13 protein-coding genes are annotated in these 10,542 nt (G+C 63.7%); 4 read left to right on the top strand and 9 right to left on the bottom strand.

Features of this window, described 5'->3' with window-relative positions:
• Nucleotides 1-120: 120 nt before the first annotated feature.
• From FOY51_RS27150 to FOY51_RS09775, 9 genes are all read right to left on the bottom strand, one after another.
• The gene (locus tag FOY51_RS27150; RefSeq protein ID WP_187776255.1) at nt 121-258 is read right to left on the bottom strand and encodes a hypothetical protein; all 138 of its coding nucleotides are present in this window, start codon (nt 256-258) and stop codon (nt 121-123) included.
• 125 nt (nt 259-383) lie between these two features.
• Nucleotides 384-1,817 carry a sugar porter family MFS transporter gene (locus tag FOY51_RS09810; protein WP_149430004.1) on the bottom strand — a complete coding sequence of 478 codons (1,434 nt, stop codon included), beginning with the start codon at nt 1,815-1,817 and terminating at the stop codon, nt 384-386.
• A 183-nt stretch (nt 1,818-2,000) separates the two neighbouring features.
• Nucleotides 2,001-2,753 carry a proteasome subunit alpha gene (prcA, locus tag FOY51_RS09805; protein WP_149430003.1) on the bottom strand — a complete coding sequence of 251 codons (753 nt, stop codon included), beginning with the start codon at nt 2,751-2,753 and terminating at the stop codon, nt 2,001-2,003.
• The gene (gene prcB / locus FOY51_RS09800; protein WP_235916220.1) at nt 2,750-3,568 is read right to left on the bottom strand and encodes a proteasome subunit beta; all 819 of its coding nucleotides are present in this window, start codon (nt 3,566-3,568) and stop codon (nt 2,750-2,752) included. Before prcB ends, prcA begins: the two co-directional genes overlap by 4 nt.
• Nucleotides 3,565-3,759, bottom strand: a complete 195-nt coding sequence (locus FOY51_RS09795) for a ubiquitin-like protein Pup (protein WP_149430002.1) — start codon at nt 3,757-3,759, stop codon at nt 3,565-3,567. Before FOY51_RS09795 ends, prcB begins: the two co-directional genes overlap by 4 nt.
• Before the next feature lie 136 nt (nt 3,760-3,895).
• Nucleotides 3,896-5,395 carry a depupylase/deamidase Dop gene (dop, locus tag FOY51_RS09790; RefSeq protein WP_149430001.1) on the bottom strand — a complete coding sequence of 500 codons (1,500 nt, stop codon included), beginning with the start codon at nt 5,393-5,395 and terminating at the stop codon, nt 3,896-3,898.
• A 56-nt stretch (nt 5,396-5,451) separates the two neighbouring features.
• On the bottom strand, nt 5,452-5,832 hold the full coding sequence (locus FOY51_RS09785; RefSeq protein ID WP_149430000.1) for a nitroreductase family deazaflavin-dependent oxidoreductase: 381 nt from the start codon (nt 5,830-5,832) through the stop codon (nt 5,452-5,454).
• 73 nt (nt 5,833-5,905) lie between these two features.
• Nucleotides 5,906-7,300 (bottom strand): MFS transporter, encoded by a 1,395-nt coding sequence (locus FOY51_RS09780; RefSeq protein WP_149429999.1) that lies wholly within the window; start codon nt 7,298-7,300, stop codon nt 5,906-5,908.
• 5 nt (nt 7,301-7,305) lie between these two features.
• Nucleotides 7,306-7,497: a hypothetical protein gene (locus FOY51_RS09775; RefSeq protein ID WP_149429998.1), complete on the bottom strand. Its 192-nt coding sequence runs from the start codon at nt 7,495-7,497 to the stop codon at nt 7,306-7,308.
• A gap of 79 nt (nt 7,498-7,576) precedes the next feature.
• Here FOY51_RS09775 and FOY51_RS09770 point away from each other — a divergent pair, with 79 nt between their 5' ends.
• The 4 genes from FOY51_RS09770 (at nt 7,577) to FOY51_RS09755 (ending at nt 10,538) form a co-directional block, all read left to right on the top strand.
• Nucleotides 7,577-8,266, top strand: coding sequence for a molybdopterin-dependent oxidoreductase (locus FOY51_RS09770; protein WP_149429997.1), 690 nt, complete (start codon nt 7,577-7,579; stop codon nt 8,264-8,266).
• Nucleotides 8,250-8,873 carry a cytochrome b/b6 domain-containing protein gene (locus FOY51_RS09765; RefSeq protein WP_149429996.1) on the top strand — a complete coding sequence of 208 codons (624 nt, stop codon included), beginning with the start codon at nt 8,250-8,252 and terminating at the stop codon, nt 8,871-8,873. Before FOY51_RS09770 ends, FOY51_RS09765 begins: the two co-directional genes overlap by 17 nt.
• An 82-nt stretch (nt 8,874-8,955) precedes the next feature.
• Nucleotides 8,956-9,321, top strand: coding sequence for a YciI family protein (locus FOY51_RS09760; RefSeq protein ID WP_149429995.1), 366 nt, complete (start codon nt 8,956-8,958; stop codon nt 9,319-9,321).
• Complete coding sequence (locus FOY51_RS09755) at nt 9,318-10,538, top strand: RNA polymerase sigma factor (protein WP_149429994.1); 1,221 nt, start codon at nt 9,318-9,320, stop codon at nt 10,536-10,538. The genes FOY51_RS09760 and FOY51_RS09755 overlap by 4 nt, the downstream gene beginning before the upstream one ends.
• The last annotated feature ends 4 nt before the right edge of the window (nt 10,539-10,542 follow it).

The raw sequence follows: 10,542 nt of genomic DNA, 5'->3' as shown, positions 1-10,542 counted from the left end.
ATGAATCACTCGGCTACGTCCCGCCAGTCGAGTACGAGGCCACCTTGACCGGCACCTCACAACCAGCGAGCCAGCCGACCCCGGCCCTCGCAACCACATAGGAACTAAACCTGGGGTACTTCACACATCCCACAACTCCGCAGCAATCGTGACCTTCTCGAACGCGCACACGTTCTCCCGCACCACCACCGACGACAACGCCTCGAACAACGGCAAATCCGTCGTCAAATCCCTTGGAATGAAACCCCCATCGAACATGCTCCAATTGTACTCGAACACACGTTCGATAACAATCGAATTCGTCAACCTGACAGCCCATTTCGAGCAAAGGAATGCCGAGCGAACCGGACTGTCGCCCGGTTCGCTCGGCCAAGAAATTCTGCTCAGGCTTGCATGTCCTCCAGCTCTTTGCCCTTGGTCTCCTGCACCCACTTCCAGACGAAGATGAAGGAGAGAATCGCGCACACGCCGTAGAAGCCGTAGGCGACACCGAGTGAGAAATCCTTCAGTCTCGGGAACGATGTCGTGATCGCCCAGTTGGCAATCCACTGGCCCGCCGCAGCGAACGACAGCGCGGCTGCACGAATGCGGTTCGGGAACGACTCGCCGAGCAGCACCCACACCACCGGTCCCCACGACATACCGAACGCGACGACGAACAGGTTTGCCGCAATCAGCGCGATAGGACCTTCTGCCCCACTCAGTTTCGGGGTTCCGTCGACCACAGGCGCAGAGCCGAAGATGATGGCCATCGTTATCAGTGTGACCGCCATGCCTGCCGATCCGATGAGCAGCAACGGTTTTCGGCCGATCCTGTCGACGAACGCGATCGCGATCAGCGTCGTCACGATGTTGACCACCGACGTGATGACGGTGATGACGAACGACCCGTCCTCACTGAATCCGACCGCCTGCCACAACACGTTCGAGTAGTAGAAGATCACGTTGATACCGACGAACTGCTGAAATACCGAGAGCCCCAAGCCAACCCAGACGATCGGCAGCAGCCCGGTCTTCGGCGCGAGAAGATCACGCCAGGAGGGCTTTACGTCTGTCTTCAGCGTCTCTTCGATCCGCTGGATCTTGATGTCGAGACCTTTTTCGCCCAGCAGCATGCTCAAAATCTTGCGAGCTTCCGGGATGCGATGATTGGCAACGAGGAATCGAGGTGACTCCGGAATCGTCAGCGACAGTAGGCCGTATGCCAGGGCGGGAATGACCATCGCGATGAACATCCACCGCCACGCCTCCATGCCGAACCACAACTCTTCCTTCGAGCCACCCGCCGCCTTCGCGAGCAGGAAATCGACCAAGAGAGACAGGAAGATTCCGGTCACGATGGCGAGTTGCTGCAGCGATGCGAGCCGACCGCGAATTCGCGCCGGTGACACTTCCGCGATGTAGGCGGGGGCAATCACCGATGCGACGCCGACGCCGAGACCGCCGATGATGCGGAACACGATCAAGACCCACAGGCTCGGTGCGATGCCGGCTCCGATGGCGCTCACCAGGAACAGGACCGCAGCGACTTTCATGACGAAGAGGCGACCGAATCGATCGGCGACTCGCCCCGCGGACAATGCTCCGACCGCGGCGCCCAGCAACGCCGATGCAACCGCGAAACCGAGTGTGGTCGCATCGACGTTGAATTGATCCTGGATTGCCGAAACGGCACCGTTGATGACCGCACTGTCGTAGCCGAACAGGAAGCCGCCGAGTGCGGCAACAGACGCTATTCGGACTACTCCCTTGCCGGCCTGTGGGTCCGTGTCGTCGTAGATCGACGGCTCGTCGGCGAATGAAGCATGCTCGCTCATCAGGCTCCTCGAAACTCAGCCTTGGCGGGCTTCGAATGCCCGCCACGGACGCTGGTGTTCTATGCGTGCGCAGCGGCGACATTCGGCCTGAAACCAACCGAGTTCCCTGCTGTGAACTAGATCACAGTCAAGTCACCCAAACGCGGCATGTCAACCGTGCCACGCGCCCGATGTTGCTGAGGCTTAGTTCTTCTCGTCCGACTCGGCAGGCTTCGCGGCAGCCGCGGGAAGCACGGTCTGCAGTGCCGGACCGGTGAGCCGCCGGAAGGCCCGGCGCGGACGCGACTGATCGAGAACTGCGACCTCGAGTGCGGAGTCGTCGATCGTCCGCTTCTCCTTGTCGCCGTTGGCAGGCTCGGCGATTCCGGCCCGCAACGCCCCGACCGCGACGGAGACCGCACCGGCCAGGTCGAGGCCGGGTTCGAACGAGCTCTTGAGTGCCGTCACGATGGGCTCGGTCGTGCCGCCCATCACGATGAACTCACGTTCGTCACCGATGGAACCGTCGTAAGTGATGCGATAAAGCTGCGGCGGTTTGGGGCTGTCGGGGTAGCCGACCTCGGCCACACAGATCTCCACCTCGTACGGCTTCAACTGATCGGTGAAAATGGTGCCGAGAAGCTGCGCGTACGCATTCGCGAGGGTACGGCCGGTGACGTCGCGCCGATCGTAGGAGTAGCCACGGGTATCCGCATGCATGATCCCGGCGCGACGCAGATTCTCGAACTCGTTGTACTTGCCCACGGCGGCGAACCCGACGCGGTCGTACAGCTCGCTCACCTTGTTCAGCGCAGTCGACGGGTTCTCCGCGACGAACAGCACTCCCTGGTCGTACGTGAGCACGACAACGCTGCGTCCACGTGCAATTCCCTTACGCGCCAACTCCGAGCGGTCGCGCATGATCTGCTCGGCAGATGCGTAGTACGGCATCGTCATCGCGCAGCACCCCCCTGATCGGTTCGGTCGGCCACAACGGCTTTCGCCACTTCCTCGGTGCGCTCGGCAGGAACCTGGGCGGCGCCGTCGGCGGTGATGAAAACGGCGGTGGGATAGATGCGACGCACCAGATCCGGGCCTCCCGTTGCGGAATCGTCGTCGGCAGCGTCGTAGAGGGACTCGACGGCGATTCGCAGCGCCTGCGACTCGTCGAGGCCGCGCTTGTACAGCTTCTTGAGCGCCGACTTCGCGAACAACGAACCCGAACCCACGCCGTGGTAGTTGCGCTCCTCGCTGCGACCGCCGACCACGTCGTAGGACACGATGCGACCGGCCTCCGCGGGGTCCGTCACGGCGGTGTCGTAGCCGACCAGCAGCGGAATGGCAGCCAGACCTTGCATAGCGGCAGGCAGGTTGCCTCGCACCATCGCCGACAACCGACTTGCCTTACCGGAGAACGTGAGTGGAACGCCCTCGATCTTCTCGTAATGCTCGAGTTCGACAGCGAAGAGCCGCACGAGTTCGATCGCGATGCCCGCCGTGCCGGCAATACCTGCCGCCGAGTACTCGTCGGTGATGTAGATCTTGTCGATGTCGCGATTCGCGATCAGGTTGCCCTGCGTCGCACGGCGATCACCTGCGATCAGAACGCCGTCCGCATAGGTGAGCGCAACGATCGTCGTGCCGTGTGGAGCGATATCACCGTCACCCTTACCGGCGTCGAATCGGTTCCACGGCAACAGCTCCGGGGCGGTCGCCCGCAGGTGCTCGGTGAACGACGACAGGTTCGGCGAGAGTGAACGATCGGACGTCACTGGCCACCCTTCTGGACATACGCGCGGACGAAGTCTTCGGCGTTCTCCTCGAGCACGTCGTCGATCTCGTCGAGCAGGTCGTCGGTGTCGTCGGCAAGCTTCTCGCGACGTTCCTGGCCCGCGGATCCGTCCCCACCGGGGACCTCGTCCTCGTCGCCGCCACCGGTGCGCTTGGTCTGTTCCTGCGCCATAGCAGCCGACCTCCTCATATGCCGTGCACCACGAGGTATCAGCACTCGAGGTACTTGGGTGTTCTCGGACCTTTACCCTACCGAGCCACGGTGACACAGGGGTGGCAGCCGCGGATTTGCCGGGCGCGAGTCCTGGTCAAGTGGTGAGCTGATCCACCAGTTCGGCGGCGGTGTTCACCGAGTCCAGCAACGCTCCGACGTGCGATTTGGTGCCCCGCAGCGGCTCGAGCGTCGGAATGCGGACCAACGAATCGCCGCCGAGATCGAATATCACCGAGTCCCAGCTCGCCGCCGCGATCTCGGAACCGAACCGACGCAGACACTCGCCCCGGAAGTACGCGCGGGTGTCCGCAGGCGGGTTCTTCATCGCGTCGAGGACTTCTTGCTCGGAGACCAGTCGCTTCATCGAGCCACGGGCGACGAGTCGGTTGTAGAGCCCCTTGTCCAGCCGGACATCGGAGTACTGCAGATCCACCAGATGCAGCTTCGGTGCTGCCCAGCCGAGTCCCTCCCGGTTGCGAATGCCCTCGAGCAGCCGAAGCTTTGCCGGCCAGTCGAGAATGTCGGCACACTCCATCGGGTCCCGCTCGAGCAGGTCGAGCACCATCGCCCACTTCTCGACGATGTCGGCGGCGCGTGGATCGTCGTTTCCCTGCTTCTGGAGGTAGGCCGACACGCGTTCCAGATAGATCCGCTGCAGGGCCAAACCGGTGAGCTCTCGACCATCGGCAAGCGCGACAACGGCGCGCAACGTCGGATCGTGGCTGATCGTGTGCACAGCGGTGACCGGTCGAGCGAGTTGCAGATCGGACAGGTCGACGCCGGCCTCGATGATGTCGAGCACCAGCGCGGTGGTGCCGACCTTCAGGTAGGTCGACATCTCGGCGAGGTTCGCATCACCGATGATGACGTGCAGCCTGCGGTACTTGTCGGCATCGGCGTGCGGCTCGTCGCGGGTGTTGATGATGCCACGCTTGAGGGTTGTCTCGAGCCCGACCTCGACCTCGATGTAATCAGCGCGCTGAGACAGTTGGAAGCCTGCGTCGTCGCCGGATTGCCCGATGCCGACCCGCCCCGACCCGCAGATCACCTGGCGCGACGCGAAGAACGGCGACAGTCCCGTGATGATCGAATTGAACGGCGTATCGCGGCTCATCAGATAGTTCTCGTGGGTGCCGTAGGACGCACCCTTGCCGTCGACGTTGTTCTTGTACAACTGCAGTTTCGGCGTTCCTGGAACACTGCCCGCATGCCGCGCGGCGGCCTCCATCACGCGCTCGCCGGCCTTGTCCCAGATGACGGCGTCCATCGGATCGGTGACCTCGGGTGCCGAGTATTCGGGGTGCGCGTGGTCGACGTAGAGCCGCGCGCCGTTGGTGAGGATCATGTTGGCAGCGCCGATCTCGTCGGCGTCGATCACCGGTGCAGGACCGCTCGAGCGACCAAGGTCGAATCCGCGCGCATCCCGCAGCGGCGACTCCACCTCGTAGTCCCACCGGGTGCGCTTAGCGCGAGGCACGCCCTCGGCGGCTGCATAGGCGAGTACGGCCTGCGTCGACGTGAGGATCGGATTGGCCGAGGCCTCCGTGGGCGACGAAATGCCGTATTCGACCTCGATTCCGATAATTCGCTGCATGGCACGAGCCTATGCGACCGTGGCCTGGCCAATTTGTCAGCGGTCCAACTGCCCGATCACGAACGCACGGTCGCTTGCAGATAGTCGGCCGCGTCGATCCCACGTAATACTTGCCGGACCACCAAGGGAGCCCAACCGGCCGGATCGCCTCGCATGATCACCGGATCGACCAATTCGACTGTCTTGCCCTGGGTTTCGATGGTGCAGCCGCCCTCTGCGAGGACGTTTTTGACCCAGTCGGACTCGGTGCCGTAGGTGAGCGCGAAGCGATATCCGTCCTCGCGGTGGAACACGTTCACCGGTGTTCGGTACTCGCGACCGGACTTGCGTCCCTTGTGGACCACGATCGCGAATCCCGGCGCCCACCCCGCGACCGCGCCGACGACGCGGTTCGTCACTCGTCGGTTCACCAGTGCGAGTCGATGTGGCAGCGGCATTGCGTTCCTCTTGTCGAAGTCGGTGTGCCACTCGAACATAAGGCACGGGTGGTCCGCGATGTCGGCCTTCGCGCTACAACCGGCGCGCACTCTGGTTCGCCCACTCGCCGGTCGAGATCCAACCGACTGCCAGTACGACGAGCCCACAACAGCCCATGATGATCCATCCCGTCCGGGCTGCATCGACGAAACCGGTGCCGATGGGGCCGACGATCCCCGAGGTGACCACCGATCCGAGAACCGCGACGCCGAGCGCAGACCCGACCTGCCGACTCGTCGACGCGACAGCAGCCGCAACACCCGCACGCGACAACGGCATCCCCGACACCGCCGAGTTGGTGATCGGTGGATTGACGAAGCTGAAGCCGATACCGAAGAGCACGTACGCCACCGCGAGCATCCCTACCGACGAGGACGTCGTGAGCGTCGTGAGCAGCGCGGCGCTCACCGTGATCCCCGCTCCCCCGATCAGCAACGGAATGCGCGGCCCCCGCGCGCCGACGATCCGCCCGGAGATCGGGGCGAGCACTGCCGTCGTCGCGGCCATCGGCAGGGTGAGCAGACCTGCATGCAGCGGCGTGAAGTCCCGAACTTCTTGCAGATACAGCGAATTGAGAAACAGGAAGCCTGCGAGAGCGGCAAACGCGCTGACCGCGATCACCGTCGCTCCGCTGAACGGCGCGCTCTTGAAGAAGCGTGGATCGAGCAACGGTTCCGCGCGTCGTGATTCGTACGGCACGAGCGACAGGCCTGCAGCAACGGCTGCGACGAAGCAAGCGATGATCCACGGTGAGCCCCAACCCAATCGGGGTCCTTCGATGATCCCGTAGGTGAGCGTCGCCAACAGCACCATGATCAGGAGCTGCCCGATCGGATCCGGTCGGCGGGCGTGTGCGGCACGAGATTCCGGAACGAACTTCGCCGCCAGGATCACCGCGGCGATGCCGACCGGGACGTTGATCCAGAAGATCGAGCGCCAGCCGACGGTGTCCACCAGAATCCCGCCGACCAGCGGGCCCAACGCCATGCTCAGTCCGACGACGCCGCCCCAGACTCCGATCGCACGCGCCCGCTCGCGTGGTTCGGTGAAGGTATTGGTGATGATGGACATCGCCACCGGATTGAGCATCGAGCCACCTACGGCTTGAATCATCCTGAACACGATCAGCGTCGCAGTATTGGGCGCGACGCTGCACAGCAGCGAGCCCATGCTGAACAGGACCAGGCCGGTCTGGAAGACGCGTCGGCGTCCGATTCGATCGCCCATCGAGCCAGCCAGCATCAGCAGGCTGGCGAGAACCAGCGTGTACGCATCGATGGTCCACTGGAGTTCGGTCAACGACGCGTGGAAATCGCGGCCGATGGACGGCAACGCAAGGTTCACGATCGTGTTGTCGAGCCCGACGATGAACAAGCTGCTGCAGCAGATTGCCAGGATGATCGTGCGATGCCGCTGGTCGAGCTGCACCGACGTCACCGTCGTATGCGCCCCGAACCGCGCAAGGCGACCAAGACGCCGACGATCGCGATGATCGGTCCGAGGATCGACCACGTCGTCGTATTGCTCATCCCACTACCGGACACCACGCCGATGCCCTGCAGGAAGAACAGCAAGCCCGCAAGAGCAACGATCACACCGACTACCACCAGGATCGGGTTCTTCATGACCCGACAGTAGCCCCGGATGCCGAGTGGGTGGACAGTGGAAGTCGTGCAGCCCGAAGCGAACTCCCGAGGTGCGCCGGTGGGCCGGCGGATCGTGTTGGGGTTGCTTGCTGTCGGCGCCGCGGGTGTGGTGGGTGGCGGAGCCGTGCAGAAGGGGCTCGCCGCGGTTCTGGGCCCGATCGGCACGCACGATCCCACCGGGCTGATCGGATTGATCCCGGTCGGCAATACCTTCCGCTTCTACTCGGTCACCTGGGGTGCGCCCAAGCGCGACGCCGCGACCTACCGACTCGACATCGGCGGACTGGTCGCGAGGAAATCGTCGCTCACACTCGCCGATCTGCAGGCGATGCCGCAGACCACGCTGGTTCGCGATTTCCAGTGCGTCACCGGCTGGCGTGTTCCCGAGGTGACGTGGAGCGGCGTCCGACTGGCCGACCTGCTCGATGCCGTGCAGCCCACGAAAGATGCGACAGCCGTGCGGTTCACGTCGTTCGACGGCACCTACACCGAAAGCCTCACGATGGAGCAGGCGCGACGCGACGACGTCATCGTGGCGCTCACCATGATCGACGGGCCTGTCACGCATGATCACGGCGGGCCGGTACGGCTCTATGTCGCGCCGATGTACGGGTACAAGAGCATCAAATGGCTGTCCGGGATCGAGCTGACTTCCACTGTCGTGCCGGGCTATTGGGAGCCGCGGGGGTATTCGATCGATGGTTGGGTCGGCAAGTCGAACGGGCGGAACGATGACCCGACCAGCTGAGGGCGACGCTCGCGACCTGCGCCGATTCGGTCGGGTCGAACGCGGAGTGCATTGGCTGACAGGCGTTCTGGTGATCGTCTGCATTCTGACCGCCGCCGTGCTCTACAACAGTTCGCTTGCCGTGCTGATCGGCAATCGGCATACGGTCGAGCTGATTCACGTATGGTGCGGATTCGCCCTTCCCGTTCCGTTGATCGCCGGACTGGTCTCCGCGGCCTACCGTGCCGATCTGGGCAGGCTGAATCGGTTCACCCGCGACGACTGGAAGTGGTTGCGGTCCAAGACCAGACGCTTCGCCGGGACTCGGGTAGGTAAGTTCAACGCAGGCCAGAAGCTCAACGCAGCACTGAGCGCAGGATCGATTCTGGTGCTCCTCGGAACCGGCATCGTGATGTATTTCCCGGACTGGACGCGACTCACGTGGCGAACAGGCGCTACCTTCGTCCACGACTGGTTCGCGTTGGCGTTCGGGCTGTTGGTCCTCGGGCACCTCGCTTACGCGCTGCGTGATCGAGAAGCGATGCGCGGCATGCTCCGTGGCTCGGTGACCCGAAAGTGGGCCGAAGACGAACACGAACTGTGGGCCGAGGAGTTGGACGGGAAGTAGCGGTGTCGAGAAATCGGCATCGTCTCCGACCTACTTTCGCGAGCGACCCACATCGGGCGCCGATTCACGAGAGGGTAGTGCCATGAAATACATGATCATGATGTTCGGCGACGCGGGAACGATGATGGAAACCCAGACGCCCGAGTGGGTTCGGGACATGATCGCGTTCATGCACAATCTGAACAGCGACCTGGTCGAATCCGGCGAATTCGTCTTCGCCGAGGGGCTTGTCGATTCCACCCAGGCAAAAACCGTGCGCATACAGAACGCGATTCCGGTGCCCACCGACGGACCGTTCGCCGAGACCAAGGAGTCGCTGATCGGATTCTGGATCGTCGACGTCGAGAGCGAGGAACGGGCGATCGCCATCACGTCGAAGATCGTGAATCAGATCCAACAGCCGGTGGAGTTGCGCCGAGTCGCCGATGCGCCGCCGGAGCCTGTGTGAAGGAAGATCGACGGATCGAGGACCTGCTGCGCGAGCTCGCGCCGCAGGTCCTCGGCATGCTGATTCGTCGGCACGGACAGTTCGACGCCTGCGAGGACGCAGTTCAGGAGGCCCTGCTCGCGGCAGCACAGCAGTGGCCGGACGACGGTGTTCCCGACAATCCCCGCTCGTGGCTCAGTGCCGTGGCGTCACGACGGCTGATCGACGAATGGCGCAGCGAGTCGTCGCGTCGTCGTCGTGAAGAGTCCGCGGCGGTGATGGATGTTCCCGAGCAGCCGCAGGCATCCGGCCAGGACGACACCACCACGTTGCTGTTCCTGTGCTGCCATCCCGCGCTCTCCGAGCCGAGCCAGCTGGCTCTGACGCTGCGCGCCGTCGGCGGTCTGACCACGGCGGAGATCGCGAATGCCTTCCTGGTTCCGGAAGCGACCATGGCGCAACGGATCAGCCGTGCCAAGCAGAGCGTCAAGAAGGCTGGTGCTCGGTTCGATCTACCGCCGGCGGCCGAGCGCGCCGAACGCCTCCGCGTCGTCCTGCACGTGTTGTATCTCATGTTCAACGAAGGCTATTCGGCGTCGTCCGGTCCGACCGTCAACCGCACCGATCTGACAACGGAAGCGATTCGCCTGACTCGGCTCCTCCACCAATTGCTGCCTGCGGAAGGCGAGGCGGCGGGCCTGCTGGCGTTGATGCTGCTCACCGACGCACGACGAGCAGCGCGGACCACACATGACGGCTCGCTGGTGCCGCTGGCGGAGCAGCAGCGCGACCTGTGGGACACCGCGATGATCGACGAAGGTATTGCGACGATCGGTCGGACGCTCGGCAAAACGCCGGTCGGTTCCTACCAACTCCAAGCGGCGATTGCCGCCGTACACGACGAGGCGACCTCCGCCGACGAGACCGACTGGCCACAGATTCTGGCGTTGTACGGGGTCTTGGAGAAGTTGACACCCGGGCCGGTCATCACGCTGAATCGTGCTGTCGCACTGGCGATGGTGGCAGGCCCACGGGCAGGGTTGGACCTGTTGGCGACACTCGATTCCGACGATCGCATCAACAAGTCGCACCGCTTGGCCGCCGCGAAGGCGCACCTGCTCGAACTCGCGGACGAGCCGGGAGCTGCACGCGCGGCGTACCTGCAGGCAGCGAAGACCACCGCGAGCGTGCAAGAGCAGCGCTATCTGGTCTTGCGCGCCAACAGGTTACAAGGCTGAGTCA

This window comes from Antrihabitans cavernicola (assembly GCF_008297975.1).
Lineage (GTDB): Bacteria > Actinomycetota > Actinomycetes > Mycobacteriales > Mycobacteriaceae > Antrihabitans > Antrihabitans cavernicola.
Note: the sequence above shows the minus strand (reverse complement) of the source record. Positions and strands in the feature narration are given on the sequence as shown.